Here is a 23,544-nt window from a genome sequence, read left to right as displayed (position 1 = left end):
GAGCTAAGGGTTTTCAGGAATTCCCACTGGGTGGTGAGCCATCGCAGAGACGCACGTCACGACGGGTACTTGATCATTTCATCTGAAGAAACAGCATCGGATCTCGGTGAGTTGAGTTGTGAAGCCCTTTCGTCTTTAGGGTGGGTAATGAAAACGGTGGAGCGTGTACTAATAATGGCGTATTCCCCCTACAAAGTGATGTTCTACAAATTAGGGTTCTCGCCTGGTTTTAATGTCCATTTTCATGTTGCACCTGTCACGCAAGACTTGCTGGCAGCGATATCCAGTCACCCCGGTTATTCCGCAAATCCTGACGGTAATGACGCAATTGTCTTTCTCAGTCGAGAATGCTGCGAAAGACCTCTCAGCGCGCACGAGGCGCAAAAACAACTGTCGGCGGTTCGTCTGCTTAAAGGTCTTTTTGGCTAAGGCATACCCGCATTAACGCCGGAAAAATCAGGCTCAGCGCGCATTCCAGGGTCGATACAACACATCAGTACTTTAGCCTCTGTCAAAAAAATAAAAATGTACTAGAGTAAGATCCGAACAACTCGCGGGTCTGTTTTTTTACAAATGCCATAGCACTTGCTGGCTAGGTATATGGGGTGATTGGATGTTAGCGTTATTAACCATGCGATCAAAAAAAGAACGAAATATAACAGCGGCTATTCGGGTGGGGGTAGTTGCCGGTATCCTATCTGCGCTCGTGAAATCAGGCGTTGAGACATTGATTCCACCCAGAACCCTCAATACACCACCGCCCCCTGTAGTGCTTCTGGAAAAGCTTGGCGTTAACGTAGACGTCCTGACTTATGACTGGATGGGATACAGCATTAATTGGGGCGGCAATGGGGTTCATATAATCTTCTCTATGGTGATTGCCGTCATCTATTGTGTCGTTGTTGAGTTTTTACCAAGGGCCAATATTCTTCACGGTATTGTATTTGGCGTGGGTGTTTCTGTTTTTGCCCATGGGTTGGTTGTTCCTCTTCTGGGGCTGTCAGGGTGGTTATGGAGTGCTGGTCCTCAGGCACTGATTTCGGAATTTGTAGGCACGGCTTTTTGGATTTGGACGATCGAGGCGGTGAGGCGTGACCTGCGTGATCGGCCATCACTGAATCGCACTTGATTATCTTCACAACCTGACATTGAACTTCGAGCGGCGTTGGCGGCTTGGAAACTTTAGAAAAAAGGGAACGTTATGAAAACTAAAATCCACAAGAAACACATATTTGTAATTGCGCTGGTTGTGTTTGCTGTGTTCAGTTTTTTAATGACTAACTGGGATCAGTCATTATGACTTGCCTCAAGTTCGCAGGCGCACCTGATGCGTTGACGGTCACAGACGTTCGGCCTCATGGGCGTATTTAAGCGCTTGGCCATACGCATTTGGATATGTTCCGTGGTTTGTTAGCTGTTTATCAGCTCGATACGGGAGCTGGTCGTCGAGGCCTGGTTGCTGCTGCCTGATTGAGGCGGGTGTTCTGGCAATAAAGACCGCCACCTACGGACAAGCGACTCAGGTCGCGAAGTACCGGGTAGGTGGTCAAGGCCTTTAGCCTGTGGCAAGGGAATATCAGTGTCGAGCAAACGGTCGACATGGGCGTCCTTGCTGACGCCAGGGCAGCGTTAACACGAGTGGCCTGTAAATCAACTTTCGCAAGGCGTGGTCGGTTCCTGACTGGTCTCGGCTGCCAGCTTAAGTCGGTCAGCTTTGCTGATGTATTTGGTCTTGTTTTTCGGTGCCAGCTTGGCACTGGCTTTTTTGGCGTGAGCCTTCAATAGCTGCGTTATTTTCTTGCGACGATTCATGTTTTCTACTCAGCATGTATGTTCTTGATTTTTGCCTGACCGTGTCTTCGAGAGTGTGCCGCCACATTGAAGGGAGCCGCTCGACTTACGGTTCCAAAGGTCATCCATCACCCCGTCCCCCCCCTTGAGCCGCCAAGCGTTCGCAGGTTTTGAGTCCCTAGTGCGCACAAAAGTTGATGGGCGTCATGGAGTTGCGCTCTGTAAAGACGATTGTCAGTTATTTTTGCACGGGACGCTCAGCTAATACCCCGATTTTTTGCATCTGGCTTGACCCTGTGAGGGGGGTGCCTCAGGACTGTATCCATGGGTCTGAGCGTCTGGCGTTTTTGCCGATATCGGCTAAGTGCTTGATTTGTAAAAGCCTACTTGTTTCATAATGTTTCAATTGATTTTGCGGTGAATATTGCCATGTTCGGTATCTATTTGCTGTTAAATCATGAAGTGCGCCATGTTTAAGCTGTTATTTGTGATTTTTATGGTGAAAATAACTGCTCAACACTTCCTATACTGCGCTCGGCGTCTGCGTACCTGCACAGTTCGAAAAAGCACGATGTTTTTTTGGACTGCTATGGAGATAGTCGCTCTGCGGAAATGTTAAGGCGTAGATGGCCTCACTTTTCCCGTGCACCTAATAAGTCTAAGAATGAGAAAAGTGTAATGAATAAACAGTCGATCCAGATTGCTCTTGCATACATGTCTGTCGTCATTGGCGGTGGCTTCGCCTCCGGGCAGGAGGTGCTACAGTTTTTCACCGGCTATGGGCTGATAGGCATCGTAGGCACTCTGGTGAGCGGTTTGATGTTCGCTTTCCTCGGTATGCAGATCGCTCGAATGAGCTCGAAGATGCAGGCGAAGTCCCACAAGGACGTTCTTTATATTCTGTTCGGCGCTCGTCTCGGCTTGGTAGTTGACGTGGTGCTGTCCTTCTTCCTGTACGGCGTCGGTGTGGTGATGCTGGCCGGTAGCGGTTCGATCTTTTCCCAGCAGTACGGTCTGGATCCGTTGGTCGGCGGTGTGCTGATGACTGTACTGGTGATCGCGACCCTGTGCATGAACGTCAAGCGCATCATTGACCTGATCAGCGCGGTGATGCCTTTCCTGTTGGCGATGGTACTCATCATCACCACCTACTCGATTTTCAGCTACAACGCCCCGATCGAAACCCTCGATGCTGTTGCTCGTGAAAACAACGAGACCGTTACGGGTAACTGGTTTGTCGGTGCATTGCTGTACGCATCGTTCAATATCGCCGTAGGCTTCCCGATGCTGGCTGTGATTGGCGGCATGACCAAACAGCCCAAGGCTGCTGCAATCGGCGGCGTACTTGGCGGTCTGGGTCTGGGTGCGCTGATCCTGCTGTTGAACATCGGCCTGTTTGCCAACATTAACCAACTGCAAGGCATCGAAATGCCATCCCTGGCACTCGCAGGCCGCATCTCGCCAATCCTCTCGGTGGTGATGTCGGTGGCGTTGGTGTGCATGGTCTACAGCACTGCGGTGGGGATGTTCTTTGCTTTCAGTGCACGATTCTCCAAACCTGAAACAAGTCGCTTCAAAATCGTCAGTGCCGTGACCGTATGCGTGGGTCTGGGCTTGAGCCTGGGCGGTTTCAGCAAGCTGGTAGGTACCGTCTATCCGCTGCTGGGCTACGTGGGTTTCGCCCTGATCCTCGCTATCTGTTTCAACTGGCTGCGTGGTCGCTCAATCGCCAAGGCGCAAAAAGCCGCCCTGGACGCCGCGTCCTGATCCAACTGCCGCCGAGCTCAAGCTCGGCGGCATCCTCTTTCAGTCCAACCGGTCAGCACCTCAGACCGATGCAGGCACAGTCGTCCCTTTTGCTGGCGTCGCCACATCATGTAGCGAAATCCGCGAAGTCTCGGGCAATGCCAGGCCACCGACCAGAGCCAGCAATGCCACAGCCATCAGGTAAAACGCAGGCGACAGATTGCTGCCGGTAGAGCTGATCAGCCAAGTGGCTACCAGCGGTGCCGTGCCGCCGAAGAGGGTGTAGGCCATGTTGTAGGTGATAGCCGACGCCGTATAGCGAGTACGTGTAGGAAAGGTTTCCGAAAGCAACGCTGCGGTCACCACGCCACATAACACTGCGCCAATGGCCAGGAGCATCACGCCGATGATGGACGCTGCGAACCCCCCGGAACTGGCCATCATGAACGACGGATACACCGCGATAATCAGCAGACCGCACGCCGTCACCACTGTAGCCCGACGCCCGACCCGATCCGAATAGAGCCCGGCCAGTGGGCATATTGCGGCGGCGAAGATCAGCGCTATCAACGACACCAGCAGCGCGGTTGCACGACTCAATCCTCCTGCGACTTGCAGATAGGTTGCGAAGTAGGTGGTGAACATATAGAACGACAGCGCCGTCAGCGATACAAAAGCCCCCAGACAGCAGATGGCTGCGCCATGATTGCGCAACGTTTCCTTGAGCGGGGAGTGGGCAACCGCGTGTTCCTCTGTCACCGCCTGAAACGCCGGGGTCTCGTCCAGCCTCCAGCGCATGTAAAGACCCACCAGGCCCAGAGGTGCGGCAATCAGGAACGGCAGGCGCCAGCCCCAGCTACCCATGGCCTCGGCCGATAATGACGCCTCGAGCGCATAGGCCACCACGGCAGCAGCGGCAAAAGCGGAAAATGTCGATACCGGCAGAAAACTTCCATACCAAGCCCTTTTATCGTTGGGCGAGTGCTCCATCAGATAGGCGCAGGCTCCCGCATATTCGCCTCCGGCCGAAAACCCTTGGGCGCATCGGATCAGGGTCAGAAGGATCGGTGCCATAACCCCGATAGCGGCATAACTGGGCAGCACACCGATCAAGGTCGTGGCACCGGCCATCAGCAGGATGGTCATCGCAAGCGTGCGCTTGCGGCCGATTCTGTCCCCCAGCATGCCGAAGAAAATGCCGCCCAATGGCCTGAAGGCGAAAGCCACTGCAAACACGGCAAACGTCTTGAGCAACGCGGCGCTGGTATCGCCACTGGGGAAAAACTGCTGGGCGATGGTTGTGGCCAGAAACCCATACACTGCGAAGTCGAACCACTCGACGAAATTACCGATGGTGGCGGCGGCAATCACTTTTCTCAGCGCTTTCGGGCTGACCTGCTCTGTGGATACGCTCGTCATGCTGAACCTCGACCTGTCATCAGTAAGTCGTGATTATCGAGGCAGCGCTGGAGGTGATTCGCTCCAAAAGTGTCATCGGCATATTCAGCACCGACGATCCTTCGGTTAATACCTGTAGGGCAGGTCTGCGAACTGACAGAATCACCGCACCGGGGACGTTAAACGTTTACCGGTTTGACTGTGGCTGTCAGTCCAGGCTGTTTTGTTCGAGAAATCCGGGTGGTTGAGTATCGTCTTCAGAAACTCACTGACGGGCATGGGTTTGGCGAAGAAATAGCCTTGCATGTAATCCACGCCGCAGGCACCCAGGTAGTCGCGTTGTTCTTCCGTTTCAATGCCTTCGGCCAGCACTTGCAGGTCCAGTTTAAGTGCCAGGTCTAAAATCGAATCAAGGATGTGCACGGACAGGGCATCCGCTCCGATCATCGAGATAAAGCTCTGATCGATCTTGATGAAGTCGACTTTGAAACGCTGCAAATAGCTCAGGCTCGAATGACCGGTGCCAAAATCATCCAGCGCAATTTTTACGCCAAGCTCATGGAGCCTTTCAATGAGTTCAAGTGCGGTGGGTGTCGGTTTTACAAGTTCGCGCTCGGTCATTTCCAGCACCAGGATCACAGTGCCGGGTTTGAACGCTTTCAAAAATAAAATGCATTCATCCACCAGGTCAAAGTTCTCAAAGTGTTTTGCGCACACATTGAATCCGATGTGAAAGGGCTGCTCCAGTCTCGACGCGTGTGGCGCGAGTTGTTGTGCAGTCTTGTGCATAAGGCGCCGGGTGATGGCAATGATCAGATTGGAGCGCTCGGCCAGCGGGATAAAACTATTGGGCGTAATAATCCCTTCATGAGGGTGGTTCCACCTGACCAGTACTTCGGCCCCGATACATTTGCCAGAGGTTGAAGAGAAGACAGGTTGTAAAAAAGGAACGAACTCATCGGCGGACAAAGCCCGCTGAAGCTCAATGCTGGGGGCCAGCACGCGCCCCAGCATCCAGTAGGTGAGCAGGCCGGAAAACATGCCCAAGGCCAGCAATAGGCCAAGAATAATCGAATAGGTCTCAAGTGTATGGCTGAAAAGGGTGCCTGCCGGATAGGCCGCAGAGACTGTAAACCCATATTCGTTGGACACTACGGAGCGGGGTGCCGTCGGTTCGTTTTCGAACGGAGGGTTATCCACTACCCCGTTTTGGGTCATCCAGTGGTTACCGACCTTGAGTGACAAATTACTTTTTTTATCGATGAGGTGAAGGGCGTCCTGAATATGGCGGCCATCAATGCTGACCAAGGCGCTTTTATGTGCTTGCTGGGTTCTTAGAATGAGGGCTGCGGTTTTGGAGCCTGAGGCTGTCTGGTCAATCAGTCGCAGACGGCCACGCAAATAATCGTGTGGGTTCACGGTAATGTTTACATCGGACCCATACAGCGAACTGCAATAAACCTTGTTGTCAGTGGCCAGACTTGTTGCCCGCAAGAAACGATAGGTGGCAACGGCTTCCCGAAGTGGCTTGGCCGCTTGCGAGCAGGGCAACCCGGTTATGTCTGACAGTTCTTTGGCGGCCGCCTCTGCTTCGCTGAGCATCACATTTATCTGCCTGAATGCCTCATGCGCCGCAGTGTTTGATGTGCGAGATAAATCCGAGACAGATTTCAGGTAGACCAGAGGAATGCCCAGGGCCAGTGGAAGAATGCCGATGACAAGCGCTATTAAAAAAACCTTCTTCGAGGAATAACGTAGTGCTCGATTCATGGATCATTCCTGCGAAATTCAGTCGGATAGAATACGGGTAAGGTAAGAGAGGGCGAACATGATAAATGGCAGTTTCAGGCTGCAATGTTAAGCGCATCGGGCCTTGAATAATACCCGTGCACTGTGTATTTCCGATGCAGTAAGAAGAAGTAAGGTCCGGAAAGTCTATATAAGAGCGATGCCGGGTTAAGGGCGTAGCGCTGTGGGAGCATGGCGTTAGAACTCTTCCTGGGCAGGGCAGCATGCATTCACGTCTATCAATTCCCATCGTGGGCAGAAACTTCGGATTTAAAGCCGCCTTGGCCATTCAGGATGAAAATACCGTCAGGAATATCGATGTTAGAAATGCCTTGCGCTTTCTTGATGTATTGATTCGCCAAGGCTGCCTGGCTAGCGAGCAGGAGATTGAACATATCGCTAACACGATTGCTGCGCATATTTGTCAGTGCGGGAAGTACCCTCCCTTGGTCTCCTTTACGCAGTACAGCAGTGCGCTAACGAGCGTGGTGAAGTTTGTGCATGGATCAAGTACTGATGTCCCCAGGGCTGCAAGTACTGTCCGGCACTTGTTGTCGGTGCTCGCCAAAGCAAAGAGAGCACGCGTGCCGTTGTACGAGCATGGGGAGAGCACCTGTTTATCCGTATTTGTTCAGCGCGAATGTCTGCAAGGCATCCGCGTATCAACTAGAAAAGAATGGGCGGGTTTGAAGGGTTGCACTTACCCTGCAGTGCTCAAGTGGGGACGTGGCATACACCCGTCAGAACATTATTGATGTTGTAATAATATTCAACGTCCGAGAAACGTGAGAAGGTAATAAGTCCGCCCTCCAGCCCGCGACGCATGAAGAGCGCATGTTTAAGGCTGTTGTCACTTTCGAATACCGTGGCGTTCAGGGTTTTAAACAAAAAACGTGAACTGTCCAGCGTGTCAAACTGCACGTCGAGCCTGCGGTTATATAGAAACTCTTGCTGCTCAGGATCTTTGAGGTTGAAGTAAAGATAGATTTCTTGCGCCTCCATGTTGATCGACATGTCTCCTTTGCCCGTCCAGCGCTGGCCGTTGTCTAGCGTGTAGATGAAATCAATGGCGGCGTAGCACGGTGCCTGAGGCGTGTCCTCATGGTAGGTGTAGGCTTGCAGGGCGATGAGGGTTCCGAACACGAGAGTGGAGGCAAGGCTCAGGAGCAGTATTAATTTTTTTGTTCGATAATGAGGTGGTTTGTGCACAGCGCCTCTCCTTTGCTTTCTGGTTTTTCGCAGTTAACTAACAGTTCGGATAATGTTTTATGGACATAGTAATTTGTTCCCGTTGCACCCACAGAAGAACCAAACCTGGCCATGGTTGAAAGAATGCTGTCCTTGGTTTTTTTCTCTCCCCGTTCGACATACAGTTTCGCTTGGGGGGTTTCCCATAACAGTCGCCACCCTTCCAGTTGGACCGGCTTGTTGAAAAGCATATAGGCATAATAAACAGGCAACGTAATGCCGAGGAAAAACGTCGCGTAAAAAAATGCTTTATAGAAATACTTCCTGAACACGGCACTTGAACGTGGAAGGGCGGGGGGGCTCTGTTCTTCGAGTGTGGCGGCCAAGGGTGTTTCACTGTTTTCAAGTGGGTCACTGATGGCGAGTAACGGGGTGGCTACTTCTGAGGGAGGCGTAGCGATTTCAAAGGTTTGACTGTCGGGGCGTGCGGGCTTCAGGTCGCCGGGTACGTCGTGGTTGCTGTTATCGCCGCAAACACGTTCTATGTGCTGCAATAAAACAACGCCTCGTCGTGGCAGTGTTTTTAAGATGGACCTGTCGAGCCCCACTTCGGAGAGGTAATGCCTGAGGGTGTGGAGCGCTTTATAATAACTGCTGTCCGATACAATGAGCCCCCGGTCGCCCCAGACACGGCTAATTAAATCTTCCTTGTCGGTAACCCCCTCAATCAGGGCTAATAATAAATGGCCTTCATTGCTGGTGAGGGTTGTTTGCAGGGGAGGGTAACTCAGTAACAACTTATCGTGATCATAGGTGCATTTGGCCGTGTGTAATGGTGTTGGCGTTTCACGGTCACCCTGCATCTTACTTACCTTTGATATAGTCTTGTGCAACTACACCATGGTGAGGCGTTATGAGTCAAGTATGGATGTAGGAAAATTCCTATTTTTACCCTTTGCTGGATTGTTCGAGGTGGTAATGGGGTGAGTTTGGGGGTAAGTAAGATTGATTAAGATTAAAGTGATGTATGAGTAAGGTCGGGTGAGGTGTTGCGTCGCGAGAGTGTTTATACTGAAGTCTTTATTTTTAATCGGGTAGTGTGTGGGGGTGCGGTTGGGGAGTTTAGATATAACAGGTGTGTCCGTTTGTTGGAGTGTCATTATTATAAATAAACACTCCGTGTACAGTTTAAGCGCGATCCGTGACGGAAAAGTGGCTGTCGAACGGTCAGCGCAAGAGAACATTTAGCATTAAACTCCTCGCACCTTGTCAATTAACAAGGTGTCTTAGTTGGCAAATTTCCTGGCCGAAATCACACACAGAATCACCGCTGCTGTCACGCCAAACATGCCCATGCTAACCGTTTCATGCAACAAGGTAGCTGCCAGTGCCAACCCGAAAAAAGGCTGTAACAACTGTAGTTGCCCGACGGCTGCAATTCCGCCCTGGGCCAGCCCCCGGTACCAGAATATGAAACCGATCAACATGCTGAAAACGGATATGTATGCCAGTCCAAACCAGGCGGGGGGGCTGATGCCTGCAAATGAAGACGGGGCACTCAACCCTGCAAGTGGAGCCATGACGGGGAGCGAAAGTACCAGCGCCCATGAGATCACCTGCCAGCCGCCTAGCGTGCGGGACAGCTTTGCTCCTTCGGCATACCCCAGGCCACACATCAGGACTGCCAGAAGCATCAGGATGTCGCCTTCGGGAGCGACTGTCAGGCCTTGTGACAGGGCATACGCCACCACGATCGCGCTGCCCAGCATTGAAAAAATCCAGAACGCCGGTCGAGGGTGCTCACCGCCACGTACGACGGCGAAGGCTGCCGTGGAAAGAGGCAACAGGCCGAGAAAGACAATGGTGTGGGCCGAGGTCACATGCTGCAAAGCCAGTGCGGTCAACAAGGGGAAGCCGACGACAACGCCGGTTGCCACGAGCAACAGCGAGAAGAGATGGCGACGCTCCGGTCGCTTGGCCTTGAGCACCCCAAGCAGGGCCAGTGCGATTACGCCGGCAATGCTGGCGCGGGCCAGGGTCAGAAACACCGGGTCAAACTCCAGTACCGCTACCTTGGTTGCGGGCAGTGAAGCACTGAAAATGACCACGCCAATAAACCCGTTGATCCAGCCACTCAGGTTTTTTTCAGCGCCGGGGTTTTGCAGGTTGGAGGTACGTTCCATCGAGTCTCACGCTCAGGTCTAATCGCGGGATTGCATGCAACGCATCCTAGGGCTGATGATTAATGACAATCAAAATATTGTCATGGATACAAGTCGATGTCTCGATCCCGGTACAAGTCGCTGGTTGACACTTTTGCAGTCGATATTCGTTCAGGATGCTTGCCTCCGGGAACACGCCTGCCTACGCACCGTCAATTGGCGGCCAGTGAAGGGCTGGCCCTGGTCACCGCAAGTCGGGTCTATGCAGAACTGGAGGCTATGGGGCTGGTGAGTGGCGAAACCGGGCGTGGCACGTTCGTCAGGGAAACCTCGCTGCCACCCGGTCACGGCATTGACCAGCCCGACGTGACGGCCGGGATGCTGGACCTCAACTACAACTATCCCTCCTTGCCGGGCCAGGCCGATATGCTGCGCACCGCGTTGCGTCAGCTTGCGTTGTCCGGTGATCTCGAATCGTTGTTGCGCTACCAGCCCCATGGAGGACGCCTGCATGAGCGGGCGTCGGTGGCGCGGCATCTGGCCATGAGCGGCCTGAACGTGCCTGCCGAACAGGTGCTAATCGTCAATGGCGCGCAACACGGATTGACCGTGGTCCTGATGGCCTTGCTGCAACCGGGTGATGTCATTGCGGTCGATGCCTTGACCTACCCGGGGTTCAAGGCGCTGGCGCTCGCACTGCATCTTGAAATCCTGCCCATCCCGACAACAGACCACGGGCCCGATCTTGATGCCCTTGCAAAGCTCTGTTGTAGCCGCTCAGTGCGCGCGATCTACAGCATGCCCACTTTGCACAACCCGTTGGGCTGGGTGATGGGTCTTGAGCAGCGCGAGCAGTTGGTAGCGATCGCACGCAAGCATGATCTGCATATTATTGAAGACGCGGCCTACGCTTTTTTGGTTGAAAACCCACCTAAGCCGTTGGCTGAGTTAGCACCTGAGAGGACGGTCTACGTTTCCGGGTTTTCCAAAAGTGTTGCGGCGGGTCTGCGGGTTGGGTTTATCGTTGCGCCCGCACACAAAATTGGTGCTTTGGAGCGAATCATCCGGGTTACAGCCTGGAACGCCCCCGGCGTGATGACCGCCATCACCAGCGCCTGGCTTGACGATGGCACCGTTAGCCGACTGGAGGCGCAAAAGCGTAAGGACGCACAAGCAAGGCAATTGATCGCTGACGAACGCCTGGCCGGACTGCACACAGTTCGTCATCCATCCTCCTACTTTGTCTGGTTGCCTCTGTCGGAGGACGCCAGAGCCGATCAGGTGGCGGCGGCCTTGTTGCGTGAGCAAGTCTCGGTCTCCACCGCTCAGCCGTTTGCCACCTCAGCCCACGTGCCCCGTGCGATCCGGCTGGCGCTGGGTTCGGTGGACATGAACGCGTTGCGAGAGGGGCTGGCCAAAGTGAAATGGGTGGTTCAAGCCCATGCTTAGGGGCCGGCCATGACCTCAACCGTGGGAGATCACCCCATGGGTGGCAGGCGGCGTTTAACCGGGCTTTTCTTGATAATTGCGGTATTGGTTTCGGCATAGGCATTCAAGCCATCGAGCAGACTGTCCAACTGTTCGATGGAACGCACATGCAGTCGAGCGATAAAACAGTCATCCCCCGTGACCTTGTCGCATTCAGTGAACTGGGGCGTGTTCTGGATCTGGCGTTCTACCTCCTGCAACTGACCGGGCAGCGGGCGAATGCGGATGATGGCCTGGAGTTGATAGCCAAATGCTTTGGGGTCGACGTCCACGGTATAACCGGTGATGACTTTGCGCTCCTCCAGTTTATGTATGCGCTGCGCCACACTGGGTGATGACAGTCCGCTGATGCGGGCAAGCGTTTTCAGGGAGCTGCGGGAGTCTTGCATCAAGGCGCTAATCAATAGCTGATCTATCTCGTCGTTCATTTTTGCTCCTTAGGCGAAACCAGCAGAATGCCTCAACACTAAAGGCAAATAGGTCGATTTACCTTTTTTGGATTATGGAGCTGCGAGCGTCGAGATTGCCATACTGTTTCCTACTTTGAGGGAGGCAATTATGGACAAAACAACGCAACGCGGTTCGCTGGAAATGGTCGCCGCCATGCTGCTTTCCGGCACCATCGGCTGGCTGGTCATGCTCTCCGGGCAAGCGGTACTGGACGTTGTGTTCTGGCGATGTGTGTTCGGTGCGGCCACGTTGCTGGTGATTTGTGCGCTGATGGGGTTCCTGCGCCCCGGCGTATTGAATCGCCATAGTTTTTTAATGATTGTGCTGAGCGGGGTGGCCATCGTCGCCAACTGGGTACTGTTGTTTGCCTCTTACTCGCGGGCCTCAATTGCCATTGGCACTGCCGTCTATAACGTCCAACCGTTTATTTTGCTTGGGCTGGCAGCGTTGTTTCTCGGCGAAAAAATCACCCTGCAAAAACTGGCCTGGCTTGCGGTGTCATTCGCAGGAATGCTGGCTATCGTCAGCGCCCATCACGGCAAAGGGGAGAGCGGGACTGAATATTTGCTGGGGATTGCCTTGGCCTTGAGTGCGGCGTTGATGTATGCCGTGGCCGTGTTGATCATCAAGCGTCTGCGCGCAGTCCCCCCGCACCTGATCGCGCTGATTCAGGTCAGTACCGGCATACTGCTGCTGGCTCCGATGGCCAACATCACGGAACTGCCCACTGGCACACAGGCCTGGAGTACTTTGCTGACGCTTGGCGTGGTCCATACCGGCCTGATGTACGTGCTTCTCTACGGAGCAATCCAGAAATTGCCCACGGCATTGATCGGTGCCCTGAGTTTTATCTACCCCATCGCCGCGATATTTGTGGACTGGTTTGCCTTTGGCCATCGCCTTGAGCTTTTGCAATGGATCGGCGTTGCGGCGATTTTGATCGCTGCGGCCGGGATTCAACTGGGGTGGCGAGTGGGAGGGCGGCGGGTGGTGATTTAGTAATGGGTTAGGGTCTCGATTTTAGTTTTAGCATCTCGGCTCTTTCCTACAGCAGTTACTTTCTGCTTACGTTGCCAGTAAATTTCCCTACCTTGAGTGCCTACGCATAGGTTCATAGGGATAAGGTGATGTCGGACGGTTGGAGTGACAAGGAACTTGCGGCCTCGGTTGAGGCATACCGTGAGATGTTGAAGAAACAGGCTAAAGAACAAACCTTTGTAAAATCTCATATTTATCGTGGCTTAGCTGAGCGGTTTGGGCGCGATGAGGGTGCTTTTGAGCGTCGGATGCAAAACATTTCGGCGATTTATGAAGCCAGCGGCCAGGAGTGGGTTAAAGGGCTAAAACCGCAAAGAAATATCGGCACAGCGATCAAGGCAGGCTGATTGAAATGATTAACTCACGCTCTGATCTCAGCCCTGCAGCTCAAGAGCTTGCGTTAGCCGAAGCCCAAGCAGATCAAGATGACGCGTTCGACCCCATAAACATTGAAGATGCTAGAAACCGAGTAGTAGCGAGTATTGTCCGTCGTCGCGGACAAGCTGCGTTTCGTAAGGAACTATTGGCAGCCTATGGTAAATGCGCCATCACAGGTTGCGACCAAGTCGAAGTGCTAGAGGCAGCGCATATTCATCCTTATATGGGGCAGCAAACCCACTCCGTTTCCAACGGCTTATTGCTTCGCGCCGATCTTCATACATTGTTCGATTTGTACTTGATCGCCATTGAGCCAGGTACTCGGCTTATTCGTCTGGCCCCAGCGCTCAGTCAATCGGACTATGCCCAATACGAAGGCATGCCACTGAATACACCAGCATCGCCTTCAGCGATGGCGAGTCTTAAAGCATTGCAGTGGCATGCGGACCATTGTACTTGGCTTAAATCCCCGACCGACTCATCGGGCTGATCATCCGGACTCCCAAGCTAAGCGCTTGTGTTACCAGGGCTCTGAGGTCCGTGGTGTTTTCGTCCTTGATGCACTGCGCCAGCCTTTCACCCAGGGTCGGGGCGGTGTCTGTGCCTTCAGGGTAGGCGCGCAAGATCAGTAGCCCGCTATTGGTCAGCACGACTTCGTAGAACGCTACGCCAGACATACCGTCGAAGTGGATGTAGCCGATATCGGCCAGCCATTTGACGGTGGCCAAAAACAGGTTTTCTTCCTTTTCCAACGCTTCGCGGTTGCTGTCGCCGAGCGTTTTGTAGTCGATAAAGCTTTCTGCGGTGAGGGTGATCGGCAAGGGAAAGTTGCGGTACAAATGGCCCAGGATCAAGCCGGTATAGCAGTCGAACAATTCAATGTTGTTGGACGGCAGGGCGTTGATCGAGTGGACGTTTTTATCTTTGAGGTGACCGGCTAATCCTTTAAACATGCGAACCTCTGTCAGTTGAGTCTGTATCCCGTGACGGAATAATCTTCCCCATTGGTATAGCACAGTCACACGCATGAAACCTGACCTGCAGCAATTGTTACAAAGTGATGCTGGCAGGCCGGAAAACCCCTAAAAAATCAGATGGATAACTGGCTATTTAGAGTCAGACTGCTATTACTGTTGGGCGCGATAACGCGTGTACAGCCGCTTATCAGGCCTTCTGGCCAGCCTATTTATGATCGGGAGGATAGATGTCAAAGACTGCATGGATGCGTAACACCCTGGTGGCGGCTGCTTTGCTCAGTGTCATGGCAGCGCCGGCTTATTCGTCGCAGGACCGCACTCTGCAACTGGCTATTGGTGATGAGCCGACCGAGGGCTTTGATCCTATGTTGGGTTGGAGCCATGGCAGTTACCTGCTGTTGCACAGCCCATTGCTCAAGCAAAACGAGGACTTGTCCTGGAGCAGTTTTCTGCTGAGCGATTATCAGACCAGCGACGATGGCAAGACCTGGACCTTGAAGCTCAAGCCCGAACTCAAGTTCTCTGACGGTTCACCGCTCACAGCCAAGGACGTGGCCTACACCTACAACAATGCAGCGGCCAGCGGTGGCAAGGTCGACATGGGCAACTTCCTCAAGGCCGAGGCGGTTGATCCGCTCACGGTGCGTATTGAGTTAAAGGCGCCACAAAGCACGTTCGTCAATGTGCTCGGCTCGCTGGGTATTGTTTCAGCGGATAAATACGATGCCAAAACCTACGCGCAAAAGCCGATCGGTGCAGGGCCCTACCGACTGGTCAGCTATCAGCCGGGCCAGCAGTTGATTGTTGAGGCCAACCCGTACTACGCAGGGCAAAAAAACGATTTCAATAAACTGGTGTTCGTTTTCCTGGATGAAGACAGCGCTTTTGCTGCCGCTCAAAGCAAGCAGCTGGGCATTGTGCGCATTGCCCCTTCGTTGGCGGTGACCCCGGCCGCGGGCATGAAGCTGTGGGTGCGGCCCAGCGTTGAAAACCGCGGCATCGTGATGCCGACCATCGCCTCCGGTAAAAAAGACGCCAACGGCTATCCCATTGGCAATGATGTGACAGCAGATGTCGCCATCCGCAAAGCCATCAACTACGCAATCAATCGCCAACTGCTCGCCGATCAGATTCTCGAAGGGCATGCGGTCCCGGCGTATTCCGGCGTCCAGGGCTTGCCGTGGGCTAATCCGGATGCAGCCTTCAAGGATGGCGATATCGCCAAGGCCAAGCAGATTCTGGATGAAGGCGGCTGGGTAGAAACCCCGAGCGGTATCCGGGAGAAAAATGGCCTGCCGGCCAAAATCACCCTGTGGTACGCCAGTGGCGATGTGACTCGTCGTGATCTGGCCCAGGCCGTGCGCTCAATGCTCAAGCCCGTCGGCATCGACGTGGACCTCAAGTCCGGCAGTTGGGAGACCGTCGAGCGCAACATGCACGCCAACCCGACCCTGTTTGGTTGGGGCAGCCTCGACCCGATGGAGCTTTACCATCACTACAGCAGCAAGGCCGCAGGCGTTGAGTACTACAACCCTGGCTATTACAAAAATCCGGTCGTCGACCAGCATCTCCAGCAAGCGCTGGATGCCCCGACCTGGCAGCAGGCGGTGCCGTTCTGGCAGCAAGTGGAGTGGGACGGCAAGACCGGTGTTGGCGTTAAAGGTGATGCGGCCTGGGCCTGGCTCCTGAACGTGCAGCACACCTATTTGACCGATGAATGTGTTGATCTGGGCAAGGGAGCACCGGAAATTCACGGGTCCTGGTCGCTGCTCAACAGCGTTGATGGCTGGAAGTGGACCTGCAAGTGATACGAGGGCTCTCGTTCTTCGTTGTGCGTTTGATGGGCCTGCTGCTGGTGACAGCAGCAGGCACCTTTGCCTTGCTCAGTTTTTCTCCGGTGGACCCGATTCGCGCCTATATAGGCAACGACTTGCTGCACGTGCCGCCCGAGCAATACCCGTTGATTGCTGCGCGCTGGGGGCTCGACCTGCCGTTGTGGGAGCGCTTTTTGCGCTGGTTTGGCCAAATGCTGCAAGGAGACTTTGGCTACTCGATGCTTTATAACGCGCCGGTTTCGCAGGTGATCGGCGAGCGTTTCGCCACCTCATTTGCCCTGTTGTTTTCGGCGTGGCTGTTTTCCGGCATTGTCGGCCTGGCCATGGGGCTGACGGCAGGGCGCTACTTGAATCGCTGGCCTGACCGACTGATTTCGACCTTGTCTTATGTGCTCGCCTCCATGCCAACCTTCTGGATTGGCCTGCTGTTGCTGTCGTTGTTTGCCGTGACCCTCAACTGGGCGCCGATCTGCTGCGCCTGGACCCCCGGCAGCAATGCCGAAACGGCCACGTGGGGTGACAAACTCAGGCATCTGATTCTGCCCATGTTGGCGCTAGGCATGCTGGGCGTAGGCAATATCGCCCTGCATACCCGCTCCCGGGTGGCGGAGGTGATGAACAGCGAGTTCATTCGTTACGCCCGTGCTCAGGGCGATAAAGGCTGGCCGTTGATCAACTTCCATATCGTGCGCCATGCCCTGACGCCTGCCTTGTGCCTGCAGTTTGCTTCGGTAGGAGAGCTGATTGGCGGCTCGTTGCTGGCTGAAAAAGTATTCGCTTATCCAGGCCTGGGGCAGGCCACGATTGATGCAGGATTGCGCGGTGATATTCCGTTGCTGATGGGGATCGTAATGTTTTGCGCGGTGCTGGTCTTTACCGGAAACAGCATTGCCAACGCGCTGTTATTGCGCCTCAACCGTGGGGCGGCGCGCCAGTCATGACGTACGATCCGAATCGCGCCTTGCTAAGGCTCTGCCTTTCGCTGTTGATGTTGCTGGTGTTGATCGCCTATGGCGTTTCGATCATCAATGTCGATGTCTCCATGGACCTGCTGGCGCGACGTCTGCCGCCGTCGGCCGAGTACTGGTTTGGTACTGACAGCCTGGGGCGCGATCTTTGGTTGCGCTGCTTTCAGGGGATGACCACCAGCTTGCAGATCGGCCTGACCGCGGCTTTTAGCAGCGGTTTTCTGGCGATGCTGGCCGCCAGTTTGTGTTCGCTGAACAAAACCCTGGACTACCTGATTCGCGGCCTGATCGACAGCATGCTGGCGTTGCCGCATTTACTGCTGCTGGTGCTGATTTGTTTCACTCTGGGTGGCGGTAAACAGGGGGTGATCCTGGCGGTGGCGCTGACTCACTGGCCGCGGCTGGCACTGATCCTGCGTGGCGAGATCCTGCGTATCCGTGAGACGGATTTCGTGATGCTCTCGCACCGCCTGGGCAACAGCAGTTTCTACCGCTGGCGCCATCACTTGCTGCCCTTGCTGTTGCCGCAGTGGATCATCGGCACCTTGTTGATGTTCCCCCACGCGGTGCTGCACTCAGCTGCGTTGAGCTTTCTGGGCTTTGGCCTGGCACCCCATGACCCGTCTCTGGGCCTGTTGCTGGCCGATGCGCTAAGGTACTTGAGCAGCGGCGCCTGGTGGCTGGCGTTTTTCCCGGGTTTGATTCTGGTAAGTCTGGTGTTGGTTTTTGACCAATTTGCACGGGCATTGCAGCAGCTCTGGATAAGGATTACCTGATGCTGAAATTCGACCAGTTTTCGATCGATGTTGCTCACTACCACTGGCTGGGCCTCAAAACCTGGCATCCGCTGTTGAGCACTATCTCCCTTGAGGTCAAACCCGGAGAGCTGGTGGCGCTGGTGGGCTCCAGCGGCGAGGGTAAAAGCCTGCTGCTGCAAAGCATCCTGGGCTTGCTGCCCGAGAACATGCGCTGTCGCGGTGACATTGTGCTCGACGGGCAGGTGCTGGGCGATACCAGCAAGGTCGATCAACGCGGCAAAACGGTGTGTTACGTGCCTCAGGGCGTCAGCGCCCTGAACCCGCTGATCAAGGTCGGGCCGCAATTGATGCGTGCCGCGCGCCTGAGCGGGGTCAAGTTGGGAATGGAGGAGGTGGCTGATCAACTCAAACACTACAACTTGCAGCCGCAGTTGGTGGATGAGTTCCCGCGCACCCTGTCGGGCGGGATGGCCAAGCGCGTACTGGCCAGTTGCGCGGCCCTGACCCGTGCGCGCTATATCCTCGCTGACGAGATCACGTCGTGGCTGGATGACGAGCATGCCAGCCAGTTGCTGACGCACCTGAAAGGTTTTTGCCAACAGGGGCGCGGGATCTTGTGGGTGACCCATGACCTGGCGCTGGCGGCACGTTTTGCCGACCGCATAGCCGTACTGCATCAAGGCGAGCTGCACGAAACCCTGAGTGCTGCAGAGTTGCGCGAGAACGGTGGCAGCCCGTGGTTGCAGTCGCTGTGGGCGGCGTTGCCCGAACAGCAGTTTCTGGCGCGCAGGGTGCCTGAATATGCTTGAAGTCCAGCAGTTGAGTATCGTACAGGATGGACGCCGGCTCTGGGATTCGGTGTCGTTCCAGGTCCGGCCCGGTGAGCGCCAGGGCATCTCGGCGCCCAGCGGCTACGGTAAAACCACCCTGGGCCGGGTGCTGGCGCAATGGCAGTCAGCAACGTCGGGCAAGGTCACCGTGGGCGGCAAACCGCTTTCACAAAAGGGTTATTGCCCGGTTCAGTTAGTGCCGCAACATCCCGAGCAGACCTTCAACCCTTATCGCACCACGGGCGAAAGCCTGCGCGATGCCTGGTCCCCGGATGCCGCCTGGCTGGAGCGTCTGGCCGTGAAACCCGACTGGCTGGCGCGACGCCCGGATGAATTGTCGGGCGGTGAGTTGGCACGTATCGCCTTGCTCAGAGCGCTTGATCCGCGCACCCGTTACCTGATCGCAGACGAAGTGACGGCCCAGCTGGACCCGCATATTCAGGCGCAGGTTTGGCATGTCCTGCTGGAAGAAGCCCGGCATCGTGAGTTGGGGCTGATAGTGTTCAGCCATAACAAGGCCCTGCTGGAGAAGGTGTGTTCGAGTATCTGGATGCCGCAGCGGGCGCTGGGTGTGAATGCTGCTACGCACTGCCAGCAGTGAATCCACCACGCCGCGTGCCATTTCGACACCGTGTATCACGTTCCACAGCGGCTCGGCGTCAAAACCCCTGAGGGGGGAGCGGATGTCGCCGGCAGTGGTTTCTGCCCCCTTGAGCAACAGCGAAATAGGCAGCAAGGCGTCGTGGGCGTTGATACCGGGTTGATGCTGAAGAGTGGCGTGCCCGGATGGGCTGTGGTTTCGAGCGTGTCGAGGGAAAGGGATCAGGCAGGTGCAGGCGTTGCAATTTGTGTGGGAACCACCGCAAATCCACTGTGGGAGCGAGCCTGCTCGCGATGCAGACGCTGCGGTGATTCTGATGACGTGTGGAGCGTATGTAATCAGCGCCCCTCAAGGCCATGCAATTCGCAGTATTCTGCCCAGTCCATGCCCGCCATTTGCGCCACTTCACGGTGAACTTCCAGGCGCTGGGCCTGAAATTCTTCAGCATCGGCACTGGTCAATTGCAGCGTCAGCTCCCAGGCAAAAAAGCCCAGGCGTTCGGCCTCGGCCTCAAAGGCTTCATTCAAGCGTTCCTGGCGATATTCCTTCATGGACTGGCCAACAGCGCGGGCAGCCAGGGGGTTTAACGTTTCAAGTTCTGCAGCCAGATCAGGGTGTTCGTCGAGAAAGCGATCAAGGGCTTTTTGATGATTGGTTCCGGGTTCGGTCACACAAGTCTCCAGATTGAAAAAGGGCGAGAACATAGCGTAGACGCGTTCGACGCCGCTCGTGTCGTTTGCACCCGGGGTCTGGCCATTCAACGGTGTAGTCGTGTTGGCTGCATCGCGGGATGGAGATCAGTTTTTGGTGAGTTGTCCATTGCCGGTAGGCACGATGACAGAGGGCGATCGATACAAGGTGTGGCGACCGTTAAGGATATAGAGCACATCGGTGCCGAGCAGGGTGATCAACGCCAGATAGTCGGCTCGGGGAAGGCTAAGGTCCCGCTCATACAGGCTTTGCGCGTTGCGACCGATACCTCCGGCCAGAGCCATTTGCTGCTGCGTCAGGCTAAGGCGCAGGCGCTCTTCTCTGAGGCGTTTTCCGTAGGTACTCATGTGCGTAACCTGATAGGAGCATGGGTGTCATGCAAAGATTAATTCAAGCGGTGAAAGAGGGAAAGGGCGGTCGTCAATAGTCTCTGCAGGTTGTGTGATTTCAGACAAAAAGAGGCAGGAAAGCGCCAAGCGTTCCTGCCTCTTTTATTTTGCCTACAGCGCCGGCTTTTTCTCGGCTTCCGGCAGGAACCAGTTCAGCAGCAGGGCGCAGATACCGCCTGTGGCCACGCCGGATTCCAGCACGTTGCGCAGGGCAGCGGGCATGTGGGCGAGGAACTCAGGTACCTGAGACACACCCAGACCCAAGGCCAGGGAGACGGCAATGATCAACAGGGCGCGACGGTCCAGGTTGATGCTGGCCAGAATATTGATCCCCGACGCCGCTACGGCACCGAACATCACCATGGCTGCACCGCCCAGTACCGGCTCGGGCACGGCCTGAATGGCACCGGCCACGCTTGGGAACAGGCCCAACAGGATCAACATGCCTGCAATCCATACGCCAATGTGGCGGCTGGCAATGCCGGTGAGCTGAATCACGCCATTGTTCTGGGCAAAAATCGAGCTGGGGAACGTGTTGAAAATGCCCGCCAGGAACGAGTTGGCACCGTTGACCAGAACGCCGCCCTTGATGCGTTGCATCCAGATTGGGCCTTCGACCGGCTGGCGCGACACTTTGCTGGTGGCGGTCACGTCACCAATGGCTTCCAGCGAGGTGACGAGGTAAATCACCAGCATCGGAATAAACAGCGACCAGGAGAAGCCCAGGCCGAAGTGCAACGGCATTGGCACCTGGAACAGTTCTGCTTCGTGCATGCCGGTGAAATCCAGACGCCCCAGATAACCCGCCAGCGCATAGCCCACTGCCAGGGCGATGACGATGGCGCAGCTGCGCATCCACACCAGCGGGATGCGGTTAAGGATCACGATGATTGCCAGCACTACGCCCGACAGCATCAGGTTTTCGCCGTTGGCGAACGTACCGTTGCCCATCGCGGTAAAGCCGCCGCCCATGCTGATCAGACCGACTTTAATCAGGGTCAGGCCAATCATCAGCACCACAATGCCGGTGACCAGCGGGGTGATCATGCGTTTTACGAAGGGCAAAACCCGGGAGATACCCATTTCGACAAACGAACCGGCAATGACCACGCCAAAGATCGCAGCCATCACAGCTTCAACCGGCGTGCCTTGCTTGACCATCAGCGCGCCGCCCGCAATCAGCGGCCCGACAAAGTTGAAGCTGGTGCCTTGCACGATCAGCAGCCCGGCGCCGAAAGGACCAAAGCGCTTGCACTGAACGAAGGTGGCGATGCCGGAGATGACCAGCGACATGGAGACAATCAGGTTGGTATCGCGGCTGGACACACCCAGTGCCTGGCAGATCAGCAGGCCGGGGGTGACGATTGGCACGATGATCGCCAGCAGATGTTGCAGAGCTGCCAGAAAGCCGATCCACGGCTTGGGCCGGTCTTCAAGACCGAAGACCAGCTCGCTGGTCTGGGACTCGGCTTCAGGCGGTGTGTTGAGAGAGGTCATGGCGAGCGCCCTGGAAAAAAGAGCGCGATTCTACTGGTCTTGGGCCATTACGCCCAGTGTTGGTTGGTTATTGACGCCGCGACTCACTTCGGTGGGAGCGAGCCTGCTCGCGAATGCCTGCACGCGACCTTCGCGAGCAGGCTCGCTCCCACATCAGACATTACAGATGCAAGGCATGCCCCAATGCGCGCAGGGCGGCTTCCTGTACGGCTTCACCCAGTGTGGGGTGGGCGTGAATGGTGCCGGCAATGTCCTCCAGGCAGGCGCCCATTTCCATTGACTGGCCAAAGGCGGTCGACAACTCCGAAACACCCGCGCCCACGGCTTGCCAACCGACGATCAGGTGGTTGTCGCGGCGCGCCACAACCCGCACAAATCCGGTTTTGGATTCCAGGGTCATGGCCCGGCCATTGGCCGAGAACGGGAAGCTGGCGCTGATAAAGTCCAGCCCGGCCGCTTCTGCCTCGGCCGGGGTTTTGCCCACCACGACAATTTCCGGATCGGTAAAACACACCGCAGCAATGGCCGTGGGGCTGAACTCGCGCTGTTTACCGGCAATGATCTCGGCAACCATCTCGCCCTGGGCCATGGCTCGATGTGCCAGCATCGGCTCACCCGTCAGGTCACCAATCGCCCACACGTTGCGCATGCTGGTGTGGCAGCGGTTATCGACGCGAATGGCCGGGCCGTTCATGGCCAGAGCCAGGGTTTCAAGGTTGAAGCCTTGAGTGCGGGGGCGGCGACCGACCGCCACCAGCACCTGATCGGTTTCCAGGGTTTGGCTCTCGCCCATGGCGTTGCGCATGGAGAGGGTTTTGGTGCTGGCCTGGAAGCCTTCGACGCTGTGGGACAGGTACAGAGTAATGCCCAGCGCCTTGAGGGATTCGGCCACCGGCAGCGTGAGATCCTTGTCGTACGTTGGCAAGATCCGGTCACGTGCTTCAACCACGGTCACTTCGGCGCCGAGCTTGCGGTAGGCGATACCCAGCTCCAGACCGATATACCCGGCTCCGACCACGGTCAGGCGCTTGGGAATGGCGGTTGGCTGCAGGGCTTCGGTAGACGAAATGATCGCGCCGCCAATGGGCAGAATCGGCAGGTCGACGGTCTGCGAGCCGGTAGCCAGCAACAGGTGTTCGCATTCGATGCGCTGTCCGTCGACTTCAACGGCCTTGCCGTCGAGGATCTTGGCCCAGCCATGAATGACCTTCACGCCATGTTTTTTCAGGAGTGCGCCGACGCCGGTGGTCAGGCGGTCAACGATGCCGTTTTTCCATTGCACGCTTTGGCCGATATCCAGGCTCGGGGCCTGGGTCTTGATCCCCAGCGGTGAATGGTTAGTGCTGTAGCGTTGAGTCGTGTGGAACTGCTCGGCAACGTGAATCAGCGCCTTGGACGGAATGCAGCCCACGTTAAGGCAGGTACCGCCCAGGGACTGGCCTTCGATCAGGACCGTCGGGATCCCCAGCTGGCCGGCGCGGATCGCCGCGACATAGCCGCCAGGGCCGCCACCGATAATCAGCAGCGTGGTGTGTTGTGTTGGCTGCATGT

The 23,544-nt window shown here is 55.7% G+C and carries 25 protein-coding genes; 12 read left to right on the top strand and 13 right to left on the bottom strand.

Features of this window, described 5'->3' with window-relative positions; genetic code table 11:
* Positions 1-69 precede the first annotated feature (69 nt).
* Together RGV06_RS05865 and RGV06_RS05860 are read left to right on the top strand one after the other, a co-directional pair.
* On the top strand, positions 70-429 hold the full coding sequence (locus RGV06_RS05865) for a hypothetical protein (protein WP_322149610.1): 360 nt from the start codon (positions 70-72) through the stop codon (positions 427-429).
* A gap of 184 nt (positions 430-613) precedes the next feature.
* The gene (locus RGV06_RS05860) at positions 614-1,129 is read left to right on the top strand and encodes a DUF1440 domain-containing protein (protein ID WP_082113360.1); all 516 of its coding nucleotides are present in this window, start codon (positions 614-616) and stop codon (positions 1,127-1,129) included.
* Between the two features lie 521 nt (positions 1,130-1,650).
* Here RGV06_RS05860 and RGV06_RS05855 read toward each other — a convergent pair.
* Complete coding sequence (locus RGV06_RS05855) at positions 1,651-1,812, bottom strand: DUF2986 domain-containing protein (protein WP_019826534.1); 162 nt, start codon at positions 1,810-1,812, stop codon at positions 1,651-1,653.
* Positions 1,813-2,469: 657 nt separating this feature from the next.
* Here RGV06_RS05855 and RGV06_RS05850 point away from each other — a divergent pair.
* Positions 2,470-3,558 (top strand): hypothetical protein, encoded by a 1,089-nt coding sequence (locus tag RGV06_RS05850; protein ID WP_019826533.1) that lies wholly within the window; start codon positions 2,470-2,472, stop codon positions 3,556-3,558.
* A 60-nt stretch (positions 3,559-3,618) separates the two neighbouring features.
* Here RGV06_RS05850 and RGV06_RS05845 read toward each other — a convergent pair whose 3' ends face one another.
* From RGV06_RS05845 to RGV06_RS05820, 6 genes are all read right to left on the bottom strand, one after another.
* Positions 3,619-4,956, bottom strand: coding sequence for an MFS transporter (locus RGV06_RS05845; protein ID WP_322149609.1), 1,338 nt, complete (start codon positions 4,954-4,956; stop codon positions 3,619-3,621).
* Between the two features lie 141 nt (positions 4,957-5,097).
* A complete protein-coding gene (locus RGV06_RS05840; protein ID WP_322149608.1) occupies positions 5,098-6,705 on the bottom strand; it encodes an EAL domain-containing protein in 1,608 nt (535 codons plus the stop codon).
* A 257-nt stretch (positions 6,706-6,962) separates the two neighbouring features.
* Entirely contained in the window at positions 6,963-7,142 is a 180-nt protein-coding gene (locus tag RGV06_RS05835; protein ID WP_322149606.1) for a hypothetical protein, read from the bottom strand.
* 295 nt (positions 7,143-7,437) lie between these two features.
* Complete coding sequence (locus RGV06_RS05830; RefSeq protein ID WP_322149605.1) at positions 7,438-7,932, bottom strand: hypothetical protein; 495 nt, start codon at positions 7,930-7,932, stop codon at positions 7,438-7,440.
* A complete protein-coding gene (locus RGV06_RS05825; protein WP_322149603.1) occupies positions 7,896-8,774 on the bottom strand; it encodes a winged helix-turn-helix domain-containing protein in 879 nt (292 codons plus the stop codon). The genes RGV06_RS05830 and RGV06_RS05825 overlap by 37 nt, the downstream gene beginning before the upstream one ends.
* Positions 8,775-9,197: 423 nt before the next feature.
* Positions 9,198-10,094 carry a DMT family transporter gene (locus RGV06_RS05820; RefSeq protein ID WP_019826524.1) on the bottom strand — a complete coding sequence of 299 codons (897 nt, stop codon included), beginning with the start codon at positions 10,092-10,094 and terminating at the stop codon, positions 9,198-9,200.
* 96 nt (positions 10,095-10,190) lie between these two features.
* Here RGV06_RS05820 and RGV06_RS05815 point away from each other — a divergent pair, with 96 nt between their 5' ends.
* Entirely contained in the window at positions 10,191-11,522 is a 1,332-nt protein-coding gene (locus RGV06_RS05815; RefSeq protein WP_019826523.1) for a PLP-dependent aminotransferase family protein, read from the top strand.
* A gap of 29 nt (positions 11,523-11,551) precedes the next feature.
* Here the strand turns inward: RGV06_RS05815 and RGV06_RS05810 are convergent, their stop codons facing one another.
* Positions 11,552-11,989 carry an Lrp/AsnC family transcriptional regulator gene (locus RGV06_RS05810; protein ID WP_019826521.1) on the bottom strand — a complete coding sequence of 146 codons (438 nt, stop codon included), beginning with the start codon at positions 11,987-11,989 and terminating at the stop codon, positions 11,552-11,554.
* A 130-nt stretch (positions 11,990-12,119) separates the two neighbouring features.
* Here RGV06_RS05810 and RGV06_RS05805 point away from each other — a divergent pair, with 130 nt between their 5' ends.
* The 3 genes from RGV06_RS05805 (at position 12,120) to RGV06_RS05795 (ending at position 13,917) form a co-directional block, all read left to right on the top strand.
* The gene (locus tag RGV06_RS05805; RefSeq protein ID WP_322149600.1) at positions 12,120-13,010 is read left to right on the top strand and encodes a DMT family transporter; all 891 of its coding nucleotides are present in this window, start codon (positions 12,120-12,122) and stop codon (positions 13,008-13,010) included.
* A gap of 128 nt (positions 13,011-13,138) precedes the next feature.
* Complete coding sequence (locus tag RGV06_RS05800; protein ID WP_235428607.1) at positions 13,139-13,396, top strand: hypothetical protein; 258 nt, start codon at positions 13,139-13,141, stop codon at positions 13,394-13,396.
* A gap of 5 nt (positions 13,397-13,401) precedes the next feature.
* The gene (locus RGV06_RS05795; RefSeq protein ID WP_322149598.1) at positions 13,402-13,917 is read left to right on the top strand and encodes an HNH endonuclease; all 516 of its coding nucleotides are present in this window, start codon (positions 13,402-13,404) and stop codon (positions 13,915-13,917) included.
* On the opposite strand, the gene RGV06_RS05790 is transcribed toward RGV06_RS05795, so the two are convergent.
* Entirely contained in the window at positions 13,889-14,380 is a 492-nt protein-coding gene (locus RGV06_RS05790; RefSeq protein ID WP_019826515.1) for a hypothetical protein, read from the bottom strand. The two genes, RGV06_RS05795 and RGV06_RS05790, sit on opposite strands and share 29 nt — an antisense overlap.
* A gap of 251 nt (positions 14,381-14,631) precedes the next feature.
* Between RGV06_RS05790 and RGV06_RS05785 the strand changes: the two genes are divergently transcribed.
* The 5 genes from RGV06_RS05785 to RGV06_RS05765 are packed head-to-tail and all read left to right on the top strand — an operon-like array spanning position 14,632 to position 19,396.
* On the top strand, positions 14,632-16,212 hold the full coding sequence (locus RGV06_RS05785) for an ABC transporter substrate-binding protein (RefSeq protein WP_046808948.1): 1,581 nt from the start codon (positions 14,632-14,634) through the stop codon (positions 16,210-16,212).
* On the top strand, positions 16,209-17,180 hold the full coding sequence (locus RGV06_RS05780; RefSeq protein WP_322149597.1) for an ABC transporter permease: 972 nt from the start codon (positions 16,209-16,211) through the stop codon (positions 17,178-17,180). Before RGV06_RS05785 ends, RGV06_RS05780 begins: the two co-directional genes overlap by 4 nt.
* The gene (locus tag RGV06_RS05775; protein ID WP_019826512.1) at positions 17,177-17,983 is read left to right on the top strand and encodes an ABC transporter permease; all 807 of its coding nucleotides are present in this window, start codon (positions 17,177-17,179) and stop codon (positions 17,981-17,983) included. Before RGV06_RS05780 ends, RGV06_RS05775 begins: the two co-directional genes overlap by 4 nt.
* Positions 17,983-18,774 (top strand): ATP-binding cassette domain-containing protein, encoded by a 792-nt coding sequence (locus RGV06_RS05770; RefSeq protein ID WP_322149594.1) that lies wholly within the window; start codon positions 17,983-17,985, stop codon positions 18,772-18,774. Before RGV06_RS05775 ends, RGV06_RS05770 begins: the two co-directional genes overlap by 1 nt.
* Positions 18,767-19,396, top strand: a complete 630-nt coding sequence (locus tag RGV06_RS05765; protein WP_322149592.1) for an ATP-binding cassette domain-containing protein — start codon at positions 18,767-18,769, stop codon at positions 19,394-19,396. The genes RGV06_RS05770 and RGV06_RS05765 overlap by 8 nt, the downstream gene beginning before the upstream one ends.
* Positions 19,397-19,734: 338 nt before the next feature.
* On the opposite strand, the gene RGV06_RS05760 is transcribed toward RGV06_RS05765, so the two are convergent.
* The 4 genes from RGV06_RS05760 to lpdA all read right to left on the bottom strand — a co-directional run bounded on the left by RGV06_RS05760 (position 19,735) and on the right by lpdA (position 23,542).
* Positions 19,735-20,067 carry a DUF6388 family protein gene (locus RGV06_RS05760; RefSeq protein ID WP_037032463.1) on the bottom strand — a complete coding sequence of 111 codons (333 nt, stop codon included), beginning with the start codon at positions 20,065-20,067 and terminating at the stop codon, positions 19,735-19,737.
* A 126-nt stretch (positions 20,068-20,193) separates the two neighbouring features.
* Positions 20,194-20,454 (bottom strand): helix-turn-helix domain-containing protein, encoded by a 261-nt coding sequence (locus tag RGV06_RS05755; protein WP_019826505.1) that lies wholly within the window; start codon positions 20,452-20,454, stop codon positions 20,194-20,196.
* A gap of 153 nt (positions 20,455-20,607) precedes the next feature.
* Positions 20,608-21,993: a nucleobase:cation symporter-2 family protein gene (locus tag RGV06_RS05750; RefSeq protein WP_019826503.1), complete on the bottom strand. Its 1,386-nt coding sequence runs from the start codon at positions 21,991-21,993 to the stop codon at positions 20,608-20,610.
* Between the two features lie 160 nt (positions 21,994-22,153).
* Positions 22,154-23,542: a dihydrolipoyl dehydrogenase gene (gene lpdA, locus RGV06_RS05745; RefSeq protein WP_019826502.1), complete on the bottom strand. Its 1,389-nt coding sequence runs from the start codon at positions 23,540-23,542 to the stop codon at positions 22,154-22,156.
* Between the last annotated feature and the right edge of the window lie 2 nt (positions 23,543-23,544).

Source organism: Pseudomonas sp. CCI3.1, from assembly GCF_034313985.1.
In the GTDB taxonomy this organism is placed as follows: domain Bacteria; phylum Pseudomonadota; class Gammaproteobacteria; order Pseudomonadales; family Pseudomonadaceae; genus Aquipseudomonas; species Aquipseudomonas psychrophila.
The sequence above is the reverse complement of the archived record's forward strand: the minus strand, read 5'-3'. Positions and strand labels throughout refer to the sequence as shown.